Consider the following 24610-nt stretch of genomic DNA (forward strand, 5'->3'; position numbering starts at 1 on the left):
TGAATTCGCACAGGGATACTGACAGCATGATGAAAGCTTCACCCGGCGCCCGCAGCTGGATCGCAGCCGGCGTGCGGCATGAGCTGCTGTCCCGCGTGCTGCCGGCCCTGCGCCACGACATGGTCGGTCCCGTTTCGGTCATGCGCATGGCCCTGATGACGCTCAAGCGCCAGCTGACCGCTCCGTCCATCGACGCCCAGGCATGCGCCCAGCGCGTCGACCTGATCGAAAACCAGATCGGCGAACTCACGGCTGCCATGCGCTCGCTGCGCGATTGGGAGCTGGCCACAGTCGACGACGGCATCACGCGCTCCGCCTTGGTCGCGCAGTGCGTCGCGCTGCTGCGGCCCGCGTTCAGCATGCGTGAAGTCGACCTGCAAGTGGGCCCTTCGCTCGAAGCTGCTGAATCGGAAGCGCAATGGCCGCAGGGCGCTGCGCTGCGCTATCTGTTGCTGTGCGCCTTGAGCTACCTGCACGACAGTGCGGGCAAGGTTGCCGCCATTGCCATCGCCGGCGTGGGTTCCGACGGGCTGACCCTGAGCACCGTGGCGCGCAACGGCGGTGCCGAAAACGTGGCGGACGACGATTCGGCGCACCGCGCGCCGCGCAAGCTCGCCATCGATGCCGTGGCCTTTCAGAGCCTGGCCGATGACTTGGGTTACGAGGTGATGCTCGAGGGCGCCAACACCGTGCGTTTCGCTCTGGCACCTGCGGCCTGAACACCGCTTCGCGCGCGGCCCGCGCCGCCAGCCCGCGCGCTATGCGTTGACTTGCGCGCCGCTTTGCCTGCGAGGGATGCCTGCCGCGCCAGCGTACGTCGATGCGCCGCGAGGAATCCCAACAGGCGCCTTTCAGCCGCATGCAGCCGGGCGTGGCCGTGGCCGTTCCCGATGCGCTCCCAGATGGCGCGCATCTCCTCCGCATCGCCCGCCAGCCGTGCGCCGAGCGCCAGCACGGCCGGGTGCACATAGGCCTTCTTGCAGACGGCCGGCGTATTGCCCAGTTGCTCTGCAACGGCCGCCAGGATGTGCTTGGCGGTGAAGCGCACGGCGGTCGTGGCGCCGGGTTCCGGATTGGCGTCACAGGCCAGGCGCGTCAATTCGAGCGCCTGCACGGTCCCGTGCCACGTCCGGAAATCCTTCGCCGTGAAGGCATCGGGGCCTTGCGTTCCGACGATTTCGCGCAGGTAGTCGTTCACGTCGGTGGATGAGAGGCTGCGCGGCTCCCCGTTTTCACCCTGGTATTGAAAAAGCTCCTGGCCCGGCAACTGCTGGCAGCGCCGCACGATTTTCACGATGCGCGGGTCGTCCACCTGCGCCGAATGCTCGACCCCGCTCTTGCCCCGAAAGCGCAGCTTGAGCACGCCCCGTCCCACCTTCGCGTGCGGATTGCGCAAGGTGGTGAGGCCGAAGGAGCCATTGCTCGCCGCGTATTCCTCGTTGCCCACGCGCAGGAAGGTCGTGTCCAGCAGGCGCACCAGCGTCGCCAGCACCGTCTCGCGGCGCAATTCCGACCCCTTGCGTGGCCGCAGGTCGCTTGCGACGCGCGCGCGAATCCGGGGCAGGGCGCGCCCGAAGGCTTCGAGTCGTTCGAACTTCGCTTCGTCCTTCAACGCGCGCCATTCCGCGTGATAGCGGTACTGCTTGCGACCGCGTGCGTCCAGTCCCGTCGCCTGCAGGTGTCCGTTGGCCAGCGGGCAGATCCACACGCTGGTGTACGCCGGAGGAATCGCCAGCGCATTGATGCGCGAGATTTCTTCGTCGTCATCGATCCACGCGCCCTTGGCCGTGCGGTAGCGAAAGCGCTCGCCTTGCCGAACGCGCGAATGGCCGGGCATTTCCTGGGTGACATAGACCAGGCCGTTGGCCAGTGGCGTGGGTTTGGCGGGTTTCGGAATGGGCGCAGTCGGCATGAGGATTGCATCGGCAACAACAAGGTGACAATCGAAGCTTTGCTGCGATGTCGCCGTGGCCGCTGTAGGACGCCACAGGCGCCACGGGTGCGCGGCCCGCGCGATTCGCGTGCGATTTCTTCTTTCATCCCTTCGCCTGGCGATCACTTTCATGCTTACTTCCATTTCTATGCGCACGCGTCGCGTGGCGCTGTCAGCGGCCTTGGGCCTTGGTGCCGCCGTGCTGGCGGGTTGCGGCGCGATGCCTTCCTCAGGCACATCCACCACCACGACAACGCCGGCGGCCGCGCCGGTCAAGGTCAAGGTGTTCGTGGCCGCGATGTTCGAAATCGGCCAGAACACCGGCGACCGCGCCGGCGAGTTCCAGCACTGGTACGAGCGCTACTGGAAAGACGCCAAGCCCGTCACCGTGCCGGGCGCGCTCGCCCCGGTGTATTGCAATGCCGACGGCGTCTGCGGCGCGGTCCTCGGCATGGGCAAGGTCAATTCGTCGTCGTCGATGCAGGCGATCCTGCTCAATCCCGCGTTCGATTTTTCGAAGGCGTACTACGTGATCTCCGGCGTGGCGGGCACGCCGCCCTCGCGCGGCACGATCGGCGAGGTCAATTGGGCCACGTGGCTGGTCGACTACGACCTCGGCCATCGCTGGGCGCCTGAAGAGAACAAGCCCGGCGAGCCGACCTTCATGCCGCGCAAGGGCTATGAGAACTACCGCCGCTTCAAGCTCAACCCGGAACTGGTCGCCTGGGCGATGAAGCTGAGCGCCGACACGCCACTGAAGGATTCCGATTCGGCCCGCACCTATCGCCTGCGCTATCCCGACGCCGCAGCGCGCCGCGCGCCCTTCGTGGGCACCGGCACGCACATGACCGGCGACACATTCTTCCATGGCCCGGGCATGTCGAAGCAGGCGCAATACATCGCCAAGCTCTATGGCGCGGACGACTACGTCATCACCGAGATGGAAGCGGCCGCCATCACCCTCGTGATCCAGCGCACGCATGGCACCGACCGCGTGATGAGCCTGCGCGGCGCCGTGAACTTCGACCAGGGCAATCCGAAGGAAACGACCTTGCAGCACTTGGACCCGGCGCCGGGCGAGACGGCGGGCGGGTTTGCCGAGACGGTGCAGAACATCGAGCTGGTGGGAAGCCGCGTCGTGGACCACATCGTCACCAACTGGGGGCAGTGGCAAGGCGGCGTTCCTGCGCGATGATGGATGTTGTGTGGGACGCTAAGTGCTCGAACGGCGCCCGGCCTATTGCACGTGCCAGAGCACGTTGAAGTCGAACGGCGTCCACCATCCCATCACGACGCCGGCTTCACGCAGCCCGCGTCCGGTCCACGCGTTGCACGTGTCGAACAGGTCGTAGCTGCCCTGCGCCTCGTAGAAGGCATCCGCCGATCCGTAGTGCGCGTCCGCGACCGGCAGGGCCCGCCCGCCCGGCAAGGCGGCGCGCACGTAGTCGACCAGCAATTGGTGCTGGCGCTGCGAAAGCGGCAGGCGGTGTGCGAACGCAGCCAGTTCATCGCGCTTCAGGTAGGTGACGTGCAGCAGCGCCGGGTTCACGCCCATCACCGCGCCGAACGCGCGTGACGCCGTCAGGTCTGCCCAGCGGGGCGTGTGCAGGTAGAACTCCCGGTCGCCCCAGCCGATGGCGACGTACTCGGCATCCGGCGGCGCCGCGCGAAAGTGCGCCGGCAAAAAGAGTTGCGACCAGTCGATGCCATGCCCGCGCACAGGTAGCACCAGGTCGGTGTGCACGCCGTTGCTCAACACCCAAGCCTCGATGCTGCGCGCTTCGGTCGTCGCCATCATGTTCGCCGGAAAAAACATGAGCGCGCAGGCGACGCCGAGGTAGGCCAGCAACGCGGCGACGGGCACCATCAAGAGCAGCGCCAAGGTGCGAAGCAGTGCCCGCATGGCGCGCCTTCAAAAGAGCGAGCCCGTCGCGCCGGCCGCGTCCGCGCTGCGCGCAGGCTGTGTGCGCTCCCCGGAGGCCGGTCGCTCGGTCGCCGCGGCCTGATCGCTGTCCGCCCGTGCGAGGGAGCCCACACGCACGCCCAGCAGACGCAGCGGGCGGTCCAGCGGCACGCGCTTCAGGCAAATGCCCGCCGTCTGCCGGATCGTCTTGCCGTCCGCTGTGAAAGTCGCCAGCGTCTGGTCGCGCGTCGCGATGCGGAAATCGTCGTAGCGCAGCTTGATGCCGATGGTCTTGCCGACATAGCCTTTGCGCTGCAGGTCTTCCGACAGCTTTTCGCACAGGTGCGTGAAGATGGCGCCCAGTTCGGCGCGGTCTCGCACTGCGTGCAGGTCGCGCTCGAAGGTCGTCTCGCGGCTCATGGAGACGGGCTCGCTTTCGGTCACCACCGGCCGGTTGTCGCGGCCCCAGGACACCTCGTGCATCCACGCGCCTGTCGACTTTCCAAAGTGGGCGATCAGCCAGTCGCGCTCGCGCGCTGCCAGGTCGCCCACCGTTTGGATGCCGTGGCCCTTGAGCTTTTCGTCCGCCTTCGGCCCGATGCCGTTGACCTTGCGGCACGGCAGCGGCCAGATGCGCGTTTGCAGATCGGTTTCGTACACCACCGAAATGCCGTTGGGCTTGTCGAATTCGCTCGCCATCTTGGCGATCAGCTTGTTGGGTGCGACGCCGATCGAGCAGGTCAGCCCCGTCGCCTGGAAGATCGACTTCTGGATCAGCCGCGCCAGCACCCGCCCGCCCTCGCGCTGGCCGCCCGGAACGTCGGTGAAATCGATATACACCTCGTCCACGCCCCGATCTTCCATTAGCGGCGCAATCTCCAGGATCGTCTGCTTGAACAGGCGCGAATACTTGCGGATCTCCTCGAAATCCACCGGCAGCAGGATCGCCTGCGGGCACAGCTTGGCGGCCTTCATCAGCCCCATGGCCGAGCCGACACCGAAGGTACGCGCGGGGTAGGTCGCCGTCGTGATCACGCCCCGGCCTGCGTAATCCTTGAGCAGCGGAAAGGCCGCCACGGGAATGTCGGCAAGGGTTCCGCCTTCTGGCACCTGCCGCAATACCTCGTCCACCTTGCGGCGTCCGCCCCCGATCACCACTGGCAAGCCCTTGAGTTGCGGATAGCGCAGCAATTCGACGGACGCGAAGAAGGCGTCCATGTCCAGATGGGCGATGCGGCGGATGGGTTCGGTCACGGCGCCGATTTTGCCGGCAGCGCGGCGCCGGCGCGCGAGACAGGTTTCGTTGCAGCACCACTGGTGCGCGCCGCGCTTCGATGCGATCATTGGCCCATGCAAACCATCGCCACGGTTTTCTGGCGCCGGCTCGACGCGCCGGGGCATGACGCCTGTCGTCTTGAACGGCACGGCGAGTCATGGCAAGTCGACGGGGCCGCGGTGTTCCAGCACACCGACGGACGGCCCGCGCGGCTTGACTATCGCGTGTACTGCGACAAGGCCTGGCACACCAAGTGGGGGCGCGTGCGTGGCTGGATCGGCAGCATGGCCGTCGACTTTGCCATTGCCCGCAATACGCGCGGCGACTGGACGCTCAACGACGCGGTCATCCCCGAACTGGGGCACTGCATCGATCTGGACCTTGGATTCACACCAGCCACCAATTTGGTGCAACTGCGACGGCTGAACCTCAAGATGGGCGAGTCCGCCGACGTGCCCGCCGCGTGGATCGACCTGGATGGCGACTCGCTCAGCCTGCTGGCGCAGCGCTATGTGCGACGCAGCGACGCCGAATACGCCTACGAGGCGCCGCGCTTCGAATACAAGGACACGCTGCGCGTGACGTCCGAAGGCTTCGTGACGGAGTATCCGCGGCTCTGGCAGGCAGAGCCTTAGGATCTTCTACCGCCCGCACGCCTGGCCCTCAATGGTCGTGGTGCAGGTAGCTTGCCTGCCTGGGCAGGCGCAGGCTCACCAGGAAGGCGACCACCATCATCGCCGTGACGTACCAGAAGAAGGTTGACTCGTGCCCTTCGGCCTTGAAGGCCAGCGCGACATATTCGGCAGACCCGCCGAAGATTGCATTGCCCACGGCATAGGCCAGCCCCACGCCGAGCGCACGGATCTCGGGCGGGAACATCTCGGCCTTCACGATGCCGCTGATCGAGGTGTAGAAACTCACGATGGCCAGCGCCACGACGATGAGCACGAAGGCGGCCACGGGACTCGTCACCGTCTGAAGCGCCGTGAGGATCGGCACCGTGCACAACGTGCCCAGCGCGCCGAACAGCAGCATGTTGTTGCGGCGGCCGATCTTGTCCGACAGCATGCCGAACAAGGGTTGCATGCACATGTACGCGAACAGGGCGCAGGTCATGATGTAGCTGGTCGTTTTGATCGGCATGTGCACCGTGTTCACCAGAAACTTTTGCATGTAGGTGGTGAAGGTGTAGAAGATCAGCGAGCCGCCGGCCGTGTAGCCCAGCACGGTGAAAAACGCCGCCTTGTGGTTGCGGAACAGTTCGGCCAGCGTGCCGGCTTCCTTGTTCTTCGCGCCCTGTTCGCCATGCGTTTCCGAGAGCGCACGGCGCAGGTACATCGCCACCACGGCCGTGATGGCGCCAATCACGAAGGGAATGCGCCAGCCCCAGGCCTTGAGTTCTGCTTCGGTCAACAACTGTTCGAGCACGACGATCACCAGCACCGCGAGCAACTGTCCGCCGATCAGCGTGACGTACTGGAACGACGAGAAGAATCCGCGCTGTCCTCGCAGTGCAATCTCGCTCATGTAGGTGGCCGTGGTGCCGTATTCGCCGCCCACCGACAAGCCCTGGAAGAGGCGCGCCATCAGCAGCAATGCAGGCGCCCACGCGCCGATGCTGTCGTAGGTCGGCAGGCAGGCAATGGCCAGCGAGCCGGCGCACATCATCGTCACCGAGATGACCATCGAGGCCTTGCGGCCCTTGCGATCGGCGATGCGGCCGAAGAACCAGCCGCCGATGGGGCGCATCAGGAAGCCCGCTGCGAACACGCCTGCGGTGTTGAGCAACTGTGCCGTCGGGTCCGATTTCGGAAAGAAGGAGCCCGCGAAGTAGATGGCGGAGAAGGCGTAGACGTAGAAGTCGAACCACTCCACCAGGTTGCCGGAAGAGGCACCCACGATGGCAAAGATGCGGTGGCGCTTTTCTTCTGCCGTGTACTGACGAAGAGAACCCGGCGCGACGACCGGGCTGGACATGGTGGAACTCATGGCGGCCTCTGCGTGTTGTTATTGGCAGAGGGCATTCTGCGCGCCTCGATGCAACTGCGCTGTCAGCCGGCGCCGCGCACGGGCGGCAAGCTGCGACCTCCAGAAATTACGAAGGTCGCGACTTTCAGCGCTTCTTAGAACGTTCCCGGCAACAGGATGCCGGAGTCCACCGTGTCGATCTGCGTGTGTCCGCAAAACGCCATCGTGATGTCCAGTTCCTTGTGCAGGATCTGCAGCGCTCGCGTGACGCCGGCTTCGCCATGGGCGCCCAGTGCGTACAGGAAGCTGCGCCCGATCAGCGTGCCGCGAGCACCCAGCGCGCGGGCCTTGAGCACGTCCTGGCCGCCGCGGATGCCGCCATCCATCCACACCTCGATCTGCTTGCCCACGGCATCCGCAATGGCGGGCAGGGCGGTGATGGATGCCGGCGCACCGTCGAGTTGGCGTCCGCCGTGGTTCGACACGACGATGGCGTCCGCGCCGGTCTGCGCAGCCAGGCGCGCGTCTTCCACGTCCATGACGCCCTTCAGGATGAGCTTGCCGCCCCAGCGGCGCTTGATCCATTCGATGTCGCCCCAGTTCAGGCTCGGGTCGAACTGCTCGGCCGTCCACGACGACAGCGACGACACGTTGCTCACGTTCTTGGCGTGCCCCACGATGTTGCCGAAGGTGCGCCGCTGCGTGCCCAGCATGCCCATGCACCAGCGCGGCTTGAACGCGAGGTTGATGAGGTTGGCAATGGTCGGTGCGGGCGGCGTCGTCAGGCCGTTCTTGATGTCCTTGTGCCGCTGTCCCAGCACCTGCAGGTCGAGCGTGACCTGCAGCGCCGAGCAGTTGGCGGCCTTGGCGCGGTCGATGAGGCGCTCCATGAAGTCGCGGTCGCGCATCACGTACAACTGGAACCAGAAGGGATGGCGGCCCGTGCCTTCAGCAATGTCTTCCAGCGAGCAGATGCTCATGGTCGAGAGCGTGAAGGGAATGCCGAAGGCCTTGGCGGCGCGTGCGCCCAGGATCTCGCCGTCCGCATGTTGCATGCCGGTGAGGCCCGTCGGCGCAATCGCCACGGGCATCGCGACCTCCTGCCCGATCATGGTGGTGCGGGTCGAACGGCCTTCCATGTTCACGGCCACGCGCTGGCGCAGCTTGATCTTCTGGAATGCCGCTTCGTTGTCGCGATAGGTCCCTTCGGTCCATGCGCCGGAGTCGGCGTAGTCGTAGAACATGCGCGGGACGCGGCGCTTGGCAATGACGCGCAGGTCTTCGATGCAGGTGATCTTGGAAAGGTCAGGCACGAGAGCGGTCTCCTCGAGTTGTTGTCTGATGGCGCAAAAGACACATTATGGTTACGGTTGTGCCGGCCTTCTGCGGCCTGGCCTGATTCAGCGCAGAATCCCCGCTCCCTTCATTGAGCGGACTTTGACATGCGATTTCTGGTTGTGGGCGCAGGCGCGCTGGGTGGCTATTTCGGCGGCAGGCTCTTGCAGGCCGGCGAGGACGTGACCTTTCTCGTGCGGCCGCGTCGCGCCGCGCAACTGGCGAAGACGGGCCTTGTCATCAAGAGCCCCTTCGGCAACCTGGATCTGCCGTCGCCGCCCGTCGTGCTGTCGCAAGACGTCCAGGCGCCGTACGACGTCGTCATCGTCGGCTGCAAAGCCTACGACCTGGCGGCGACCATGGAATCGTTTGCCGCCGCAGTCGGTCCCGGGACGGCGGTGTTGCCCGTGCTCAACGGCATGCGCCACCTGGACGATCTCACGCAGCGCTTCGGCCGCCAGCGCGTGCTCGGCGGCCTGTGCCTGATCTCCGCGGTGCTGGACGATGAAGGCCGCGTGATGCACGTCAACGACATGCACGGCCTGACCTACGGCGAACTCGACGGCGGCCGTTCGCCGCGCATCGACGCCATCGAGCAGGCCTTTGCCAAGGCCAACTTCACCGCGTCGGCCTCGGACAACGTCCTGCAGGCGATGTGGGAGAAGTGGATGTTCATCGCCTCGGCTGCCGGCATGACCTGCCTCATGCGCGCCAGCATCGGCGACATCGTGGAAGGTGGCGGCAACGACGTGACGACGGCACTCGTCGAGGAATGCGCGGCGGTTGCGACACGCAACGGCTTTGCGCCGGCGCCCGCGTCCATCCAGCGTGCGAAGGCCGCATTGACCACCGCGGGCTCGCCGATGACCGCGTCGATGTTCAAGGACATGGAGCGCGGCGCGCCGATCGAAGCCGATCACATCATCGGCGACCTGCTGCGACGCGCGGGGGACGGGGCGCAACCACTGTCCCTGCTGCGGGTGGTCTACGCGCACCTCAAGGCTTACGAGGCGCGCCGGGCGCGCGAGTCGAAGCCGGCCTGAGCTTGCCGGCGGGCCGTTCGGGCCTGTACGTCGGCACAACGACTTGCGGCGCTGAACGAGCCCGAAGGTCGCTCAGCGCCGCAATGAAGTCCACGACGGGCAGGGGTTTGATCCCCCGCCCGGCATTCCGTCAGGGCACGTTCTGTGACGTGATGAAGAAGGGCTTGCCCGGCAACAACGCAGGCGCCTTGGCTCCGTCCGTGTACCGCAGGGTCGGAGGCAGAACCAGGTCGCCACCGTATTCGAACAGGTCGGTCCCAGTCAGGCCTTCGCCTTTTCCGCATCCCGGTTTCTGGCAAGCGCCACCGTTCGTATGGAAGATGACGTTGCCGTAGCGGTAGTTGCGAATCGTCCCGCCGGTGTAATCGGCCAGGGTCAACGTGAACGCCTCGGTGCCATGGTTCTCGTTGTCTTCGATCGAGATCGGGTCGACAAGACGCACGTCCTTGAGGGATTTCGTGAGATCGACGCTGCCGCCGGTTCGCGTGCTGTTGAAGTTCACCCAGTCGACGCGTCGCTCTCCGCGCGACAACACGATGGCCTGGTAGCTGAGGCTCTGCATGTTGCCAAGGTCACCGCGGAAGTACGAGATGCTGGTGGGATTGCTTCCGACCGGGACGGAGAACAACTGCCTGATGACGCTCGGCGCACTTGTTCCGCTCGGCTGCGCATAGTTGCCGAGGTCAAACACCCGCAGTGCGCCTTCTTGCGTCGCAATCCAGGCACGCGCGTTGGGACCCCAAAGCGATACCTTGACCGCCGTCGGCTTGGCGCCACTGGGCATGTCCATCGTCTTGATCAAGGTCGGCTTCTGCTGAGTCGCGTAGTCAAAGGTGTAGGGCCATTGGCTGGGCGCTTCACCGATCACCTTGGTCGCGTTGAAGTTCGCGATCGGCCCGAAGTACATCGACTTGTAGTAGTCGAACAGTGGCTTCAGGTCGATGAAGGCAACGCGTTGCTCGGACTTCGAGACCACCACGGCCACGCCCGCCTTGGCATAGGCATTGACGTTGTTGCCAGTGATGAAGGTCTGGCGATTGCTCTCGACGGCCAGCGGCATCTTGTAGGCCGAGTACTGCCCGGATGGCGTGATGACCCGACCACCCCATGGCTCCCAGCCCGTTGTCGCCGAGATCTCGGTCGGTGCGCGCAGATTCTCGGGCAGGTCGACATAGCCCAGCACCTTCATGTAGGCAATGTTGCCCTGATTGGCCAAGCCGGGATGCGTCGCACCCCAATCGCCCCAACCCACATCGCCGAGGTCCGGCTTGGCGACGGTGCAGCCGCCACACAAGCCTGCCAATGCGACGACGGCAATCTGCCCGCGCGTCTTTGCGACGTCCCACACCGTGATGAGCGCGAACTCGCCACTGTTGGTGATAGTGATCGCGGTCGGCACCTTGCCCGCTTCGAGCTTGGTCTTGTACGAGTTCTGGGCCGTGTTGCTGCCGAAGGCTGTCGAGACGGTGCCGTCCTGGTAGACGACGACGCTTTCGGAGCACCAGCCCGGACGACCGTAGCAGCGCGCCGCAGCAACCGGATTCTTGAGACCGAACTGCTGCGCGTGCATGTCGTCCACGCCACCGCCCATGTAGTTGCGCATCACCCAAGGCAGTTCCGGCTTCTGGCTGAACGTATTGCTTTGCTGGGAAATCGTTGCGACATCGGCGACACCCGTGCGCGCGGTCGACGCCGTCGAGTTGGCTACGTAAAGGACGTTGCCGATATTGGAGAAATAGTCGCCATAGCCGCCTTCTGACGCCACAGGGCCACCGACCTGCCATTGGCCGAGATTGCCAACATCGGCATTGGGTCGCTGCGTCAGGGTGAACGAGTTGCTCGGCCTTTCATACCATTTCGTGGTCGTGGCGCCTGCGGAGGACGGAGAACCATAGCGATAGGTGATGCCATCCTCGCCGCTCATCTTGGCGGCCATTTTTGAATAGGCATCCGGATCGACCAGGCGCGATGCGTTGACGACATCATCGTCAGGTGCGCTTTTTGCCGTTGCGAGCGGTGCGCTGAGCGTGGGGCTGTCCGTCGGATCGCCGCTTGCGATTGGTGCGGCCGGAGCGGGCGGAGGTGGAGGCGGAGGAGGCGGCGGAGGCGGAGGCGGAGGAGGCGGAGGAGGCGGCGGAGGCGGCGATGCCGCCGGTGCCGGTGCCGGTGCCGGTGCGGGGGTGCTGGAACCCCAGCGCCGGCGTTTTTCGGCTTCGGCTTCTGCGGACCCCGCAACGAGTGTGTTCGGATCCGCGGCTGCATCAAGGGTCCCTGCACCATTGGTGCCGGCGGCCGCGCCCGTAGTACCGCCACTTCCGCCGCCACCACAAGCGCCAAGCGCTGAAATCAGCGTCAGTAATGCTGTTGTCTTAATTACTTTCACGAGCTATACCCTCTGTTTGACATAACCAGTTTGTACTTTGCACGCGCGGGTGGGGCAAATGTTCTTGCAAACCTTTTCACAATCGGTGGACCTACAACACCCGCCCGTTACAAACGTGTATCTTGGTGACGCCATGACCGCCACTCCCTTGCCCATCGCCGCGCGCGGCATGCCGCTCTGCTGGGGGCCGACTGCATCGCTGTTATTCCTGCCCTCCGGAACGTCAATGCAACCGTGACAGCGCCTTTCTTTATTGCCATGACAGTTACTTTTTCTATCTGACTGGCTTCACCGGATCCGATGCCTGGCTGGCACTGTCCGCGATGATTTCCGCAGCACCCTGTTCTGCACTACGAAGAAATCTCGAACGCGAGATTCGGGATTTACCGCATGGGTCCGGAAGCAGTTCCACAGGCGCCTGGAGTCGATGTGGCCCCTGTCAATTCCGGAATCGACAAGCAATTGCCGCGCCTGTTGGAATCAGGTCTGGTGTGGTAATCCTTTGCTACTCATAAGGGCCTTGAGACACGGGTAGACGAGTGCTTCAGACGTACGTGCCCGTGTGCGCCATGCCGCAATTTGTCCGCAAGAGCAGCGCGATTGGCGCGGGCCATTTGACGGAATGCGTCTCTTCAAAGATGCGCACGAACAGGAAGTAATGCGAAAGGCCGCAACCATCAGCGCAAGGGCTCCGGTGCAAAGTTTCGGGGTAGCCGAGTGACGTCTCCAGAGGGCCGCTCAGGTGATGCCGAAAGCACAGCATTCCGGATCGCGGACGCGGCTTGGCCCCGAACATGCAGCCGACCGGGATTGAACTGACCTTGCTTGATTGCCTTGGCGAGGGGCGATTCGGCCGCGGCGCCTGCACGGCACTTCGGCCTTCGAAGCTGACTGCTGGACCACGTTGCAGTGGCCTCAGGGTCGCCGCGGAGCCTTTGCCGCCAGGGCTGCGCCGCGGACTTCGAGCCGGATCTGGTCGACGATCTCTCCGCATGCGTCAGCCAGCTGCACCACATGCCGGCCGGGCCATGGCAACCACTGCGCGCGATTGCCGCGGCCCAGGGGTTTGCCGTCAATGCGCCACTGCACCCCGCGACCGACAGCCTCGAAGCTGACGCGCTGGCGGTTCGGCGGAATGTCGGGGTCGAGCGCAACGATGGTGCCATCCGAAGGCGACAGGATGCGCGCAGAGGCGTCCGTTGCGTTGACCGCTTCGTCGACGGCGAACAATGCCTGCTCGGTTCCTGCGATGAACCATTCTTCGCGCGCTGCTTCGAGTCCGTCGCCAAACGCCACATGCGTGCGCACCAATCCCGCAGGCGGCTGCGGCGCGCGGCTGGCTTCGTTTCGATGCAGGAAGCCCATCACCGCCGCCCACACGGGCGCCGCGCCGCTGGTGCCGCTCACGTCCCACATCGGCGCGCCGCTGGCATTGCCCACCCACACGCCGACGGTGTAGCGCTGCGACCAGCCAACGGCCCAGTTGTCGCGCATGTCCTTGCTGGTGCCGGTTTTCACGGCCGTCCAGAAGCGCGTGCCGAGCACGCTGTCCAGCCCGAAAGTCAGCGCGCGGGCGTTGGTGTCGCTGAGGATGTCGCCAACGATGAAGCTGGCGCGCGGGTCGATGGCCGGTGTGGAAGGTGCTGCGCCTGCGCTTGGCAACACGTTGCCTGCAACACTGAAGCGCCCGCCGTTGGCCAGCGTGCGATAGGCGTTGCCGAGGTTGAGGAGCGACACCTCGGCGCTGCCCAGGGCGAGGCTGTAGCCGTAGTAGTCGCCGTTTTCACGCAGCGGCAATCCGCTCGCGCGCAGTTGGTTTGCAAAGGCTTCGGGCGACACCATGACCAAGGTGCGCACGGCCGGCACGTTGAGCGAAGAGGCGAGGGCCGTGCGTGCCGACACGTAGCCCTTGAAATGGCGGTCGTAGTTCTGCGGGATGTAAAGGCCGCCGGCCGTGCTGATCTGCGCCGGGGAATCGTCAAGCAGCGATGCGGCGGTGAGGCGGCGCTCTGCAATCGCCTGCGCATACAGAAGCGGCTTGAGGGTGGAGCCCGGCTGGCGTTGGGCGAGCACGCCATCGACTTCGGCGGCGCGGCTCAGGGCGCCAGAGGAGCCGACCCACGCCAGCACGTCGCCGCTGGCGTTGTCGAGCACGATGAGCGCGCCGTCTTCGACGTTGCGGCCGCGCAGTTCGCGCAGATGGCGCTCCAGCGTGGTGAGGGCGAAGCGTTGCAAAGGGGCGCGTAGCGTGGTGCGGATCGGGCCCGGGCGCACGGCACGGGCGTCTTTTTCGAGTTCCTTCAGCGCGCGCCGTGCCGCGTGGGGCGCAATGCCTTCGTTGGCGTCGAAGTCGCGGCGTGCCAATGCGGCGGTGGCAAACATGTCGACGGCGCCGCAATCGGGCCGGCTGTCGGGCGCCATGGCGCGCATCACCTCGCAGGCGCGCTGCGCCACCATCGACGGCTTTGCATTGGGCGCGCGCACGAGTGCCGCAGCCACCGCGGCCTCGCGTGCGTCAAGCCCGTGCGGCGCCTTGCCAAAGAGCGTGCGCGAGAGCGCATCGATGCCGATGATCTCGCCGCGAAAGGGGACGGTGTTGAGGTAGGTCTCGAGGATCTGATCCTTGCGCCAGCCGGATTCCAGTTCGCGCGCTGCAAGCGTCTGCCCGAATTTTTGCGTGAGGCTTCGACCGCCGCTGTTGCGCCGCAAGTCGTCGTCGAGCAATCCAGCGAGTTGCATCGTGATGGTCGATGCGCCACGCGTGCGGGTGTTCCACAGGTTGCCCCACGCCGCGGCGGACACGGCTTGCCAGTCGACGCCGCTGTGCTCGTGGAAGCGCCTGTCTTCGCTCAGCACCATGGCGGTTCGAAGGGCGGGCGAGACGTCGGCGAGCGCAATCCATTGACCGCGGCGTACACGCGGGTCGATGCGAATGCGCTGGAGGAATTCGCCGTTGCGGTCGACGAAGGTGGCGTCGGAGGGGAGGAAGTCTTGCTTGACCTGGGTGAAGCTGGGGATGGCGGTTGCGCTGGCGGAAATGAGGAGCACCAGGACGGCAAATGCACAACGGCGTGCGGCGGCGAATCGCGCAACGGGGGGATGGCGGAGCGACGGCAAGTCCATGGTGTGAACGCACATTGTCCTTTCTTGTCCCCTCTCCCTCCGGGAGAGGGCCAGGGTGAGGGCACTGGGCGTATCCATCGCTACGAATTCTCCAAGGCCCGGTACACTCACCCCAACCCTCTCCCCGCAGGGGAGAGGGGGCAAGAGTCAGCTCAGGCCGAGGAGATGAGCCAGCGTACGGTCCGGCGCGGTGCGCTGCACCGAGACATTGCGCTCCAACTGCCGCAAATGCTCATCCATCAACTGCACGGCACCCGCTGCATCGCCGCGCTCAAGGCAATCGACGATGCGCTCGTGCTCGTCGTGCTCGCACGACGCATTGCCCGGTGGCTCATACAGCGCCACGATGAGCGAGCAGCGCGAGACCATCTCCACCAGGTAGCGCTCCAGGATGGGATTGCGGGCCAGGGCCGCCAGCCGCAGATGAAACGAACTCGCCAGCCGCGCCCATGCGGGCTGGTCGAAGCGATGCATCGCGTCGTGTTCCTGCTTGAGTTGCTGGCGCAATGCCTCCAGATCCCTGGGCGTCGCGTTCTGCGTGGCGAGGTTGACGATGATCGCTTCCAGCCCGCGCCGCGCCTCGAAGATCTGGCGCGTTTCCTCCGGCGAAGGCATGGCGATGATGGCGCCCCGGTTGGGCCGCAACTGCACGATGTGGTCATGCGCCAGGCGTTGCAGCACCTTGCGCACCACCGAACGGCTGGTGCCAAACAGGTCGCACAGCTGCGCTTCCGGCAGCTTGGTGCCCGGCGTCAGGCGCTGGTTCATCACGCTTTCGAACACGGCGCGGTAGATGCGCGATTCGATCTCGTCGCTGTCGTCCACCGACGAAAGCGCGCCGCCGGGACGCAGCGGTTCTTCTTCATGCGCAGGGGGCGCATCAGGCGCGTCGACGGGCGAACGGGAAGCGGGTCGTCGACTCATGATGGTGGGGTCTCCGGGTCAATGAGGTTCATGTGTTCGCAGATGGCGCCGGGCGTGGTGAACCAGACCTCGCCGCGATCGCGCATCGCGGCAAGGTGCGACAAGGCACGGCGCAAGTGCCGCAGGCGATAGGGCTGACCGACGATGTAGGGATGCAGCGCCACGCCCATCACCAGCGGCTGCTTGCGCGACTGTTCCAGTATCTCGTCCGCGTTGTCGATGACCATCTGCGCGAAGTCGCTGGCGTCCATCTGTCGCGCGATGATCATCGGAATGTCGTTGAGCTCCTGGGGATACGGGATGGACCACAAGGCCTTGCCGCTGCGCGTTCGCATGCGCACCGGCTGGTCGTCGTGGGCCCAGTTCAGGGTGTAGTCATAGCCGGCTTCAGCCAGCAAGTCGGGGGTGAGGTGGCTTTCCGATATCCAGGGCGAGAGCCAGCCGGTCGGAGCCTTGCCGCTCTCCTTGCGAATGCGCTCGCGGCAGTCGGCCAGCAGCGCGGCCTCGTCGGCTTCATGCATGTCGGCCTGGCGCTCCGAGTTGCTGTGCCCGTGGCCGACGAGTTCGTCGCCACGCGACACGCAGGCCGCGACCAGTTCAGGGCAGTGGTCGTACAGGGCTGTATTCAGGAGGGTGCTCGAAGGCAGGCCCAGGCTGTCGAACAGTTCAAGGCAGCGCCACGCGCCGACGCGATTGCCGTACTCGCGCCACGAATGGTTGAGCACGTCCGGATGTGGATGCACCGGACCGATGCAGGCGCCCATGCCTTCGCCAAACGCAAAGTGCTCGAGGTTGAAGCCAAGGTACATCGCCAGCCGGGCGCCATTGGGCCACGCGTAGTCCTTGCGTTGCGTGATGGGGCTGTAGTCGAAGCGTCGATGGTGCGGCAGCGGGCCGAGGTATCGGGCGGTCATGGGCTTGGCATTCCGGTTTTGGTGCAAACGGTGCAAACGGCGATGCAAAAGTGTGCATCCAATCGCGATGATTTCGTGTCCGCAAGATGCATGCCGATTGTTGACAATAGATGTTGTGCTCTGTCGATCAACTATTGTCAGTATTGGCGACACTGGCACGACGCTTGCATCCACGGCGGGCTCCATTCATCGGAGAACTCGCATGTCCCTTCTTGCACGCCGCACCCTACTTTCCAGTGCAATCGCGCTGGCCGTCGCCACGCTGTCGGGCACCGCGCTTGCGGCCGAGACCATCAAGATCGGGCTGGTCACGGCCCTGTCGGGCCAGTCCGCGCTGTCGGGCGAGGCGATCACGCGCGGCCTGCAACTGGCCATCGACGAAGTCAACGCCAAGGGCGGCCTGCTGGGCGGGCGCCAGCTCGAACTGGTGCGCCGCGACGACGAAGCCAACCCCGCCAAGGGCGTGACGGCGGCGCGCGAACTCATCTTCAAGGAGAAGGTCGCCGTGCTGTTCGGCGGGCTGGACACGCCGGTGTCGATGGCGATCGTGCCGCTGGTCAACCAGGAGAAGGTGCCCTTCATGGGTCCGTGGGCGGCAGGCACGGCCATCACGAAGAACGGCGCCAATCCCAACTACGCCTTCCGCGTGTCGGCTGTCGATGAGATCGTTGACCAGGCCATGCTGCAGTACGCGCAGAAGACCTTCAAGGCCACCAAGCCCGGCATGATCCTGGTCAACAACCCGTGGGGCGAATCGAACGAAAAGGGATTGAAGGCCGCGCTCGCCGAGAAGGGCGTGACGGCCGTCGGCGTCGAGAAGTACGAAGCCAACGACCTGGACATGGTGCCGCAGCTCACGCGCCTGAAGGCTGCGGGGGCCGACTCGCTCTTCCTCGTGGGCAACGTGGGTCCGTCGGCGCAAGTCGTGAAGTCGCTCGACCGCATGGGCTGGAAGGTGCCGGTGGTGTCGCACTGGGGCCCCGCGGGTGGTCGCTTCACCGAACTGGCCGGCCCCAACGCCAAGGAAGTGCACTTCGTGCAGACCTACAGCTTCTTCGGCAAGCAATCGCCCAACGGCGAGCGCGTGATCAAGTCGCTGATGGCGAAGTACCCCGCGATCAAGGGCCCCGGCGACATCACGCCGGCCGTGGGTGTGGCCAACGCGTATGACGGCATGCATCTGGCAGCGCTGGCCATCGCGCAGGCCGGCTCCACCGATGGCGATGCGGTGCGCCAGGGCTTCTACAAGATCACGACGTACGACGGGCTGATCAAGAAGTACGACAAGCCCTTCAGCCCGACGAACCACGATGCGATCGGCGTCAACGACTACGTGTGGGCGCAGTTCATCGACAACCGCATTCTTCCGGTGAACGTGGCCACGAACTGACTTGCCGACTGAAGACTCGAGGAAGTCCATCCCATGCAACTGTTGTCAGCGCTTCTCAGCGGCTTCGGCCTGGGGAGCATGTATGGCCTGATGGCCCTCGGATTCCATGTGACCTATGCCGTGTCGGGCACGGTCAATTTCGCGCAGGGCAGTTCGATGATGCTGGGCGCGGTGTTGACCTTCGCCTTTGCGCAGACGCTCGGCTGGCCCATGGCGCTGGCTGTGCTGCTGGCCTTGTTGCTGTGCGCGCTGTACGGCCTTGTGGTGGAGTTCCTGGCGGTGCGGCCCTTTGCCAGCCGCGGCTCGAACGCGTGGCTGATCGCGACGGTGGCGCTGGGCATCGTGCTGGACAACGTCGTGCTGTTCACCTTCGGCAAGGAGCCGCGCAGCCTGCCTTCGCCGCTGGCGGTGTCGCCGGTGTCCATCGGCGGTGTGGGGCTGGGGGTGTATCCCTTGCAGCTGGTCATTCCTGTCGTGGGGTTGGCGCTTGCGGGCGTGCTGCATGCGGTGTCGCGTCGCACGCGCTGGGGCGTGGCGATGCTGGCCGTGGTGCAGAACCGCGACGCGTCGCGGCTCATGGGGATTCCGATCAAGCGCGTGGTGGCGCTGGCCTTTGCGATGTCTGCCGTGTTTGCGGGCGTTGCAGGGGTGCTGATCGCGCCGCTGTTCAACGTCAACGCGGACATGGGGACGCTGTTCGGGCTCAAGGCTTTTGCGGTGGCGATCCTGGGCGGCATCGGTAGCCCTTGGGGCGTGATGGTGGCCGGATTGCTCTTCGGGATTCTTGAATCGCTCATCACGTCGACGCTGGGGTCGAGCTACACGCAGATCCTGAGCTTTGCCTTGGTGATCGTGGTGCTGGCGATGCGGCCCAATGGCTTGTTCGGGCGGGCTGAGGTGAAGAAAGTATGAGTGCGCGCCTTGCCGCCCCACGCAAGCTCGCACTCCCTCTGGGGGCAGTGAGGACACGAAGTGCCGAACAGGGGGCCAAACAATGAGTGCGGTGTTGCCCTTTGCTTCGTCGCCTTCAGCAGCGTCGTCTCCACGGCTCGGGCTTGGCTCGATGCCGCAGATCCTTGCCGTTCTCGTGTTGCTGGTCGCCGGCATCGCCGCCGCGGCGGGCGTCAACGGCTACTACGTCTTCGTGTTGGCAAACGTGGCCTTGCTGGCCATCGTCGGCATCGGGCTCAACGTGTTGCAGGGGCTCACCGGGCAGGTGTCTTTCGGGCACGTGGGCTTCTACGCGATTGGCGCCTATGCGGTAGGCATTCTCACGACCAAATATGGATGGAGCTTCTGGGCGGCATGGCCACTGGCTGCTGCGATGGCGGGCGTCATGGGTGCGTTGCTGGCCTTGCCCGCCTTGCGCGTGAAGGGGCCCTATCTCGCGATGATCACCATCGCCTTCGGCTTCATCGTCGAGCACAGCGTGGTCGAGATGCGCGACCTCACGGGCGGCCAGAACGGCATCATGGGCATCGCCGCGCCGTCGCTGTTCGCAGGCGTGGTGCGCGGCGAGAAGGCGGTTGCGATGCTGGCCATCGTCACCGCGGGTCTCATGCTCGCGCTGTATGCGTGGCTCTCGCGCGGAACGTGGGGCGCCGCCATGCGTGCCGTGCGCGACAGCGAGACGGCGGCTGAGTCGGTGGGCATCAATCCGCTGGTGGTCAAGACGGTGGCATTTGCGGTGTCGGCCGTTGCGGCCGGTATCGCAGGCGGGCTGTTCGCGCCGCTCTCGGGCTTTGTGACGCCGAGCACTTTCGGCTTCGGGCAATCCATTCTTTTCGTGCTGGTGGTCGTCATCGGCGGTGCGGGGTCAATCGCCGGCCCGCTGGTCGGTGCCATCGTGGTTGCGCTGCTGCCTGAAGTGCTGTCCAGCCTCGAGGAATACCGGCTGCTGTTCTTTGGCGCGCTGTTGCTGGTGGTGCTGTGGGCGGCGCCGGATGGCGCGACGGGCTTGTGGCAGAAGATCCGTCGCCGCATCGGCGGTGCGCGCATCGTCGCAGCGCCGCGCGTGCCGTCGGGCGTCGCCGCGCTGCCCACGCGAGAAGGCTTGAAGGGAAGCGCACTGGTGTCGGAAAAGCTGTCGATGCAATTCGGTGGCGTGCGTGCCGTGAGCGATCTCTCATTCGACGCCGCGCCCGGCCGCATCACGAGCCTGATCGGCCCCAACGGCGCGGGCAAGACGACGGCGCTCAACATGCTGAGCGGCTTCTATGTGCCCACAGGTGGCGGCTTCCGCCTGGGTGACGAAGCCTTGCAGGGACTGCCGTCGTGTGCCATTGCGCGGCGAGGCGTCGCACGCACCTATCAGACCTCACAACTCTTTGGCAGCCTCAGCGTGCTGGACAACGTGGCGCTGGCCGCCAGTCGCGGCGCGCTGGGGATGCTGTTCGGCGCGAGGCGCTTCAGCGCATCGCAGATTCGAAGCCGCGCGCAGGCGCTGCTCGACTTCTGCGGCTACCACGGCGCATTCGACACGCTCGCTACCGACTTGGCACACGTCGACCGCCGCCTGGTCGAGATCGCACGTGCGTTGGCGACCGATCCACAGGTGCTGTTGCTGGACGAGCCCGCAGCCGGCCTTTCGCGCGAAGACAAGGAGCGGCTGGCCGCCTTGCTGCAACAGATTGCCGCGGCCGGCATCGGCGTGCTGGTGGTCGAGCACGACATGGAATTGGTGATGGGCATCTCGCATCACATCGTGGTGCTCGATGCCGGGCAGCATCTGGCCGCCGGCACGCCGGCCGAGGTGCAGGCCGATCCGCGTGTGCGTCAGGCCTATCTCGGCGAAGCGTTGGTGGCGCAGGGCGGTCCACGTGCGCGCTCCGCCAACCCGAGTGAAGCGCAGGAAATTCTCGGCGTCGGCGCATTGGTCGCAGGCTATGGCGCGGAGCCCGTGCTTCATGGCATCGACCTGCAGGTGCGCAGTGGCGAAGTCGTCGCACTGCTGGGGGCCAACGGCGCCGGCAAGTCCACGCTCATGCGTTCGCTGGGGGGGCTGCATCGGCCAGTGCATGGCGGCATTCATCTGCAAGGGCACGAACTGGCGCGCCTGAGCGCGGAACTCATCGTGCAGCGCGGCCTGGTGCTCGTGCCCGAAGGCCGGCAGGTGTTTCCGGAACTGAGCGTGATCGACAACATTCGCCTCGGTGCGTTCCGCCAGCCGCACGATCGCGAAGCGCGCGTCAATGAAATGTTCGATCGCTTTCCACGTCTGCGCGAGCGGCAACACCAGCGTGCCGGCCTGCTGTCGGGTGGCGAGCAACAGATGCTCGCCATTGCGCGCGGCCTCATGGCGCGCCCACGCATCCTGCTTCTCGACGAGCCTTCGCTTGGCCTGGCACCAAAGATCATCGCGGAGCTCTTCGCGGCGCTCGATGCCTTGCGTGCTGAAGGCATGACGATTCTGCTGGTGGACCAGATGGCGAGCCTTGCGCTGGCGCTGGCCGACCGCGCGTACGTCATCGAAGGCGGGCGCATCGTCGCGCAGGGAACGGCGCAAGAGATTGCCAGCGATGACGCGCTAGCACGTGCTTACCTCGGTGCGCAGCGGTAGGTGATGCCATGTGGGCGAGTGCGGCGTTCACCTACCAACAGATGGCTGGCCGTCTTTAGCGGCCGCATCACGCCGCGGGCCAAGGTGGGAGTCATGAAAACACTCGCCACACTCCTCATCGCCTCGGCCACACTGGCCGGATGTGTCGCCGTTCCCTACGACGCTGGCCCGCCACCTCCGCAGGCACGTGCCAACTACGGCAGCGGCCACGGCCACGGCAACGGCGACCGTGACCACGACGGCATTCCGAACAAGTACGACCGCGATCGCGACAACGACCGCGTGCCCAACCAATACGACCGCCAGCCGAACAATCCGTATCGCCAATGATCCGTCGGCCGTCGGCTGACCTTCGCTTGAAGCGCGCGCCTACAGCGCGTTGCCTCCATCGAGCTCTCTAATCCGCGTCAGCATCCGACACGATAAAAGCACGCACTCCAGCGGCTGCCGTTGGTTGGGGCAAGGGAAACACCATGGGTATTCCTGTCAGCACCAAGCACGGCGAACCCAATGCGGGATCGGGCACTTCGCGTCGAAGCCTCATCCGGGGAGCCATCTTCTACGCCATGCTCGTTGGCGTGGGCGTCAGCACGACGGGTTGCGGTGGCGGAGGCGGAGGCGGCGGTGGGGGCAGCGACCCACCCGCTGACACAAGTCCCTTCGAGCACGGTGTCGCCAGCGGCGATCCACTGTCGGACCGCGTCATCCTGTGGACGCGCGTCACCATGGCGAGCCCCGGCGCACTCAACGTCGATTGGGAAGTGGCGAGTGATGCCAACTTCGGCATCATCGTCGCGCGCGGAACGGCAACGACCAACGCCGATCGCGACTACACCGTGAAGGTCGATGCCGCCGGGCTTCAACCGGCCAGCGTTTACTACTACCGCTTCCATGTCGGCCCCCAAGCCTCGCCCACAGGACGCACCAAGACCTTGCCTGTGGGCAACGTATCGCAGGTGCGCATGGCGGTGTTGTCGTGCGCGAATTTCCCCGCGGGCTACTTCAACGTGTATGCGGAGGTTGCCAAGCGCACCGACATCGATGTGGCCCTGCATCTGGGCGACTACATCTACGAATACGGTCCCATCGGCTATGCGTCGCAACTCGCGTTCGTCATCGACCGGGAATCGAAACCATCGCACGAGATCCTGACGCTGGAAGACTACCGTCGACGTCACCAGCAATACCGAAGCGACCCCGACTTGCGCGCGATGCATGCCAACGTGCCGGTGATCGCCGTGTGGGACGACCACGATGTTGCCGACAATGCCTGGTCCGGTGGTGCTTCCAATCATGACGAGGGAAGCGAGGGCAGCTTCACCGCGCGTCGCGCTGCGGCCGTGCAGGCATATCACGAGTGGCTGCCCACGCGCCTGCCCGATGCGGCCGACACCTTGAAGATCTATCGATCTTTCGACTTTGGCAATCTTGCGTCGCTGCACATGCTGGACACGCGGCTTGTCGGGCGCGACCAGCAGGTGTCGCTGGACCAATACCTGAGCGGCCTGGCCAATGGCCCCACACGCCAAATGCTGGGGCAGACGCAGTTCGACTGGCTGGCGGGACGCATGGGCGCATCCAGCGCGACGTGGCAGGTGCTGGGGCAGCAGGTGTTGATGGCGCGCATGGAACTGCCGCTGAGCGTGGCGAGCGCGATCACGCCGATCACGCTGGCCGAATACCTTGCGGCCCTCTCCACGCCGGACGCCTTGCGAAGCGACGAGCAACGCGCCCTGGTCAACCAGCGCCGCGCGCCCTACAACCTCGACGCGTGGGACGGCTACCCGGCGGCGCGCGATGCGGTGCTGAGCCTGGCGCGGTCGCAGGGCAAGAACCTGGTCTCTCTGGCAGGGGACACGCACAACGCGTGGGGTGGCAACCTGACGGATGCATCCGGGCAGCGCGTGGGCGTGGAGTTCGGTGCCGCGTCGGTGAGTTCGCCGGGCTTCGAGACTTTGCTGCCGCTGATTGCCAACGACCTCTTGGGCGATGCATTTCTCAAGATGGTGCCTGAGCTGCGTTATGCGCAGACGAGCAAGCGGGGCTATCTTGTTCTGACGCTGACGCCTTCAGAGGCGCGAGGGGATTGGATGGAAGTGAGCACGGTGTTAAGCCATGACTATTCGGTGAGCATGGCGGCCAGCTTGCGGACCTTGGTTGGGGCGCCTGACCTGGTGGGCGTGTAGCGTCTTGCTCCATTGCGGGAGGGAGCAACACGAGGCACTTGATCTTCGTCCCCTCTCCCTCCGGGAGAGGGAGTAAGACGGGAGAGGTCTCTTGCTCCCTCGCCCCTCCGGGGAGAGGGTTGGGGTGAGGGGCAGCTGCCGTAGAACAGCCCCGCACTATCAACCGCCCGGAGCCCTCACCCCAACCCTCTCCCGGAGGGAGAGGGAGTAAGACGGGAGAGGTCTCTGCTCCCTCGCCCCTCCGGGGAGAGGGTTGGGGTGAGGGGCAACTGCCGTGGAACAGCCTCGCACTATCAACCGCCCGGAGCCCTCACCCCAGCCCTCTCCCCGGAGGGAGAGGGAGCAAGAGCAAGACGGGTCAGCTGTGTTGATGCGTGCCGAAGCGGGCGAGGGTGCGTGCCCGTGCCCGCGCCGCTTCGATCTCGCGGTCCCGTGGATCGGCTGTCGTCACCAACGATTCGATGAGCGTTCGCGCCGAAGCAGTCACATCCTCCACAGCCTTGTTGAACGCCGCCTCATTCGCCTTCGACGGCGCGGTGAAACCGCTCAGCTTGCGCACGAACTGCAGGGCCGCCGCGCGCATTTCTTCTTCCGTCGCCGGTGGATCGAAGTTGAAGAGGGTCTTGATACTTCTGCACATCGTGTTTCCTTCTTCGCATGTGTCCGTTCGGTC

At 65.3% G+C, this 24610-nt stretch carries 20 protein-coding genes; 10 read left to right on the top strand and 10 right to left on the bottom strand.

The genetic code is table 11. The annotated features are described in order from the left end of the window. The first annotated feature begins 26 nt into the window (after positions 1 to 26). Positions 27 to 719: a hypothetical protein gene (locus tag QTI66_RS18940; protein WP_286561374.1), complete on the top strand. Its 693-nt coding sequence runs from the start codon at positions 27 to 29 to the stop codon at positions 717 to 719. Here QTI66_RS18940 and QTI66_RS18945 read toward each other — a convergent pair. Beyond that, positions 659 to 1912 (bottom strand): DNA topoisomerase IB, encoded by a 1254-nt coding sequence (locus QTI66_RS18945; protein ID WP_286561375.1) that lies wholly within the window; start codon positions 1910 to 1912, stop codon positions 659 to 661. The genes QTI66_RS18940 and QTI66_RS18945 overlap by 61 nt on opposite strands. A gap of 151 nt (positions 1913 to 2063) precedes the next feature. On the opposite strand from QTI66_RS18945, the gene QTI66_RS18950 reads away from it, so the two are divergent. Then, positions 2064 to 3128: a purine-nucleoside phosphorylase gene (locus tag QTI66_RS18950; RefSeq protein ID WP_286561376.1), complete on the top strand. Its 1065-nt coding sequence runs from the start codon at positions 2064 to 2066 to the stop codon at positions 3126 to 3128. Positions 3129 to 3170: 42 nt separating this feature from the next. On the opposite strand, the gene QTI66_RS18955 is transcribed toward QTI66_RS18950, so the two are convergent. Next, a complete protein-coding gene (locus QTI66_RS18955; RefSeq protein ID WP_286561377.1) occupies positions 3171 to 3836 on the bottom strand; it encodes a TIGR02117 family protein in 666 nt (221 codons plus the stop codon). Positions 3837 to 3845: 9 nt separating this feature from the next. Beyond that, positions 3846 to 5054: a Y-family DNA polymerase gene (locus QTI66_RS18960; protein WP_286561518.1), complete on the bottom strand. Its 1209-nt coding sequence runs from the start codon at positions 5052 to 5054 to the stop codon at positions 3846 to 3848. Positions 5055 to 5186: 132 nt separating this feature from the next. Here QTI66_RS18960 and QTI66_RS18965 point away from each other — a divergent pair, with 132 nt between their 5' ends. Next, positions 5187 to 5747 (top strand): putative glycolipid-binding domain-containing protein, encoded by a 561-nt coding sequence (locus tag QTI66_RS18965; RefSeq protein WP_286561378.1) that lies wholly within the window; start codon positions 5187 to 5189, stop codon positions 5745 to 5747. A gap of 28 nt (positions 5748 to 5775) precedes the next feature. Here the strand turns inward: QTI66_RS18965 and QTI66_RS18970 are convergent, their stop codons facing one another. Then, positions 5776 to 7101, bottom strand: coding sequence for an MFS family transporter (locus tag QTI66_RS18970; RefSeq protein ID WP_286561379.1), 1326 nt, complete (start codon positions 7099 to 7101; stop codon positions 5776 to 5778). Between the two features lie 134 nt (positions 7102 to 7235). Further along, a complete protein-coding gene (locus tag QTI66_RS18975; RefSeq protein ID WP_286561380.1) occupies positions 7236 to 8393 on the bottom strand; it encodes an alpha-hydroxy acid oxidase in 1158 nt (385 codons plus the stop codon). A gap of 129 nt (positions 8394 to 8522) precedes the next feature. On the opposite strand from QTI66_RS18975, the gene panE reads away from it, so the two are divergent. After that, entirely contained in the window at positions 8523 to 9458 is a 936-nt protein-coding gene (gene panE, locus QTI66_RS18980) for a 2-dehydropantoate 2-reductase (protein ID WP_286561381.1), read from the top strand. Between the two features lie 130 nt (positions 9459 to 9588). On the opposite strand, the gene QTI66_RS18985 is transcribed toward panE, so the two are convergent. Then, complete coding sequence (locus tag QTI66_RS18985) at positions 9589 to 11394, bottom strand: hypothetical protein (RefSeq protein ID WP_286561382.1); 1806 nt, start codon at positions 11392 to 11394, stop codon at positions 9589 to 9591. Between the two features lie 638 nt (positions 11395 to 12032). Here QTI66_RS18985 and QTI66_RS39585 point away from each other — a divergent pair. Then, entirely contained in the window at positions 12033 to 12356 is a 324-nt protein-coding gene (locus QTI66_RS39585) for an aminopeptidase P N-terminal domain-containing protein (protein ID WP_353506209.1), read from the top strand. 400 nt (positions 12357 to 12756) lie between these two features. Here the strand turns inward: QTI66_RS39585 and pbpC are convergent, their stop codons facing one another. From pbpC to QTI66_RS19000, 3 genes are all read right to left on the bottom strand, one after another. Beyond that, on the bottom strand, positions 12757 to 14964 hold the full coding sequence (gene pbpC / locus QTI66_RS18990; RefSeq protein ID WP_286561519.1) for a penicillin-binding protein 1C: 2208 nt from the start codon (positions 14962 to 14964) through the stop codon (positions 12757 to 12759). A gap of 147 nt (positions 14965 to 15111) precedes the next feature. Further along, the gene (locus QTI66_RS18995; protein ID WP_286561383.1) at positions 15112 to 15888 is read right to left on the bottom strand and encodes a GntR family transcriptional regulator; all 777 of its coding nucleotides are present in this window, start codon (positions 15886 to 15888) and stop codon (positions 15112 to 15114) included. Next, the gene (locus QTI66_RS19000; protein ID WP_286561384.1) at positions 15885 to 16802 is read right to left on the bottom strand and encodes a polysaccharide deacetylase family protein; all 918 of its coding nucleotides are present in this window, start codon (positions 16800 to 16802) and stop codon (positions 15885 to 15887) included. Before QTI66_RS19000 ends, QTI66_RS18995 begins: the two co-directional genes overlap by 4 nt. Positions 16803 to 17004: 202 nt before the next feature. On the opposite strand from QTI66_RS19000, the gene QTI66_RS19005 reads away from it, so the two are divergent. From QTI66_RS19005 to QTI66_RS19025, 5 genes are all read left to right on the top strand, one after another. Next, complete coding sequence (locus QTI66_RS19005) at positions 17005 to 18192, top strand: ABC transporter substrate-binding protein (RefSeq protein WP_286561385.1); 1188 nt, start codon at positions 17005 to 17007, stop codon at positions 18190 to 18192. Between the two features lie 33 nt (positions 18193 to 18225). After that, positions 18226 to 19104, top strand: a complete 879-nt coding sequence (locus QTI66_RS19010; protein ID WP_286561386.1) for a branched-chain amino acid ABC transporter permease — start codon at positions 18226 to 18228, stop codon at positions 19102 to 19104. Between the two features lie 151 nt (positions 19105 to 19255). Then, the gene (locus QTI66_RS19015; RefSeq protein WP_286561387.1) at positions 19256 to 21751 is read left to right on the top strand and encodes a branched-chain amino acid ABC transporter ATP-binding protein/permease; all 2496 of its coding nucleotides are present in this window, start codon (positions 19256 to 19258) and stop codon (positions 21749 to 21751) included. Between the two features lie 93 nt (positions 21752 to 21844). After that, on the top strand, positions 21845 to 22081 hold the full coding sequence (locus tag QTI66_RS19020; RefSeq protein ID WP_286561388.1) for a hypothetical protein: 237 nt from the start codon (positions 21845 to 21847) through the stop codon (positions 22079 to 22081). A 143-nt stretch (positions 22082 to 22224) separates the two neighbouring features. Next, positions 22225 to 23937, top strand: coding sequence for an alkaline phosphatase D family protein (locus QTI66_RS19025; protein ID WP_286561389.1), 1713 nt, complete (start codon positions 22225 to 22227; stop codon positions 23935 to 23937). A 358-nt stretch (positions 23938 to 24295) separates the two neighbouring features. Here QTI66_RS19025 and QTI66_RS19030 read toward each other — a convergent pair whose 3' ends face one another. Then, positions 24296 to 24577 (bottom strand): DUF2277 domain-containing protein, encoded by a 282-nt coding sequence (locus QTI66_RS19030; protein ID WP_286561390.1) that lies wholly within the window; start codon positions 24575 to 24577, stop codon positions 24296 to 24298. Between the last annotated feature and the right edge of the window lie 33 nt (positions 24578 to 24610).

This window comes from Variovorax brevis, assembly GCF_030317105.1.
Lineage (GTDB): Bacteria > Pseudomonadota > Gammaproteobacteria > Burkholderiales > Burkholderiaceae_C > Variovorax > Variovorax brevis.

Bases quoted from the DNA above. Each gene is read 5' to 3' on its own strand.
- QTI66_RS18940 (WP_286561374.1), top strand. From the start codon at position 27: ATGATGAAAGCTTCACCCGGCGCCCGCAGCTGGATCGCAGCCGGCGTG.
- QTI66_RS18945 (WP_286561375.1), bottom strand. From the start codon at position 1,912: ATGCCGACTGCGCCCATTCCGAAACCCGCCAAACCCACGCCACTGGCC.
- QTI66_RS18950 (WP_286561376.1), top strand. From the start codon at position 2,064: ATGCTTACTTCCATTTCTATGCGCACGCGTCGCGTGGCGCTGTCAGCG.
- QTI66_RS18955 (WP_286561377.1), bottom strand. From the start codon at position 3,836: ATGCGGGCACTGCTTCGCACCTTGGCGCTGCTCTTGATGGTGCCCGTC.
- QTI66_RS18960 (WP_286561518.1), bottom strand. From the start codon at position 5,054: ATGGACGCCTTCTTCGCGTCCGTCGAATTGCTGCGCTATCCGCAACTC.
- QTI66_RS18965 (WP_286561378.1), top strand. From the start codon at position 5,187: ATGCAAACCATCGCCACGGTTTTCTGGCGCCGGCTCGACGCGCCGGGG.
- QTI66_RS18970 (WP_286561379.1), bottom strand. From the start codon at position 7,101: ATGAGTTCCACCATGTCCAGCCCGGTCGTCGCGCCGGGTTCTCTTCGT.
- panE (WP_286561381.1), top strand. From the start codon at position 8,523: ATGCGATTTCTGGTTGTGGGCGCAGGCGCGCTGGGTGGCTATTTCGGC.
- QTI66_RS18985 (WP_286561382.1), bottom strand. From the start codon at position 11,394: ATGGCCGCCAAGATGAGCGGCGAGGATGGCATCACCTATCGCTATGGT.
- pbpC (WP_286561519.1), bottom strand. From the start codon at position 14,964: ATGGACTTGCCGTCGCTCCGCCATCCCCCCGTTGCGCGATTCGCCGCC.
- QTI66_RS18995 (WP_286561383.1), bottom strand. From the start codon at position 15,888: ATGAGTCGACGACCCGCTTCCCGTTCGCCCGTCGACGCGCCTGATGCG.
- QTI66_RS19000 (WP_286561384.1), bottom strand. From the start codon at position 16,802: ATGACCGCCCGATACCTCGGCCCGCTGCCGCACCATCGACGCTTCGAC.
- QTI66_RS19005 (WP_286561385.1), top strand. From the start codon at position 17,005: ATGTCCCTTCTTGCACGCCGCACCCTACTTTCCAGTGCAATCGCGCTG.
- QTI66_RS19010 (WP_286561386.1), top strand. From the start codon at position 18,226: ATGCAACTGTTGTCAGCGCTTCTCAGCGGCTTCGGCCTGGGGAGCATG.
- QTI66_RS19015 (WP_286561387.1), top strand. From the start codon at position 19,256: ATGCCGCAGATCCTTGCCGTTCTCGTGTTGCTGGTCGCCGGCATCGCC.
- QTI66_RS19020 (WP_286561388.1), top strand. From the start codon at position 21,845: ATGAAAACACTCGCCACACTCCTCATCGCCTCGGCCACACTGGCCGGA.
- QTI66_RS19025 (WP_286561389.1), top strand. From the start codon at position 22,225: ATGGGTATTCCTGTCAGCACCAAGCACGGCGAACCCAATGCGGGATCG.
- QTI66_RS19030 (WP_286561390.1), bottom strand. From the start codon at position 24,577: ATGTGCAGAAGTATCAAGACCCTCTTCAACTTCGATCCACCGGCGACG.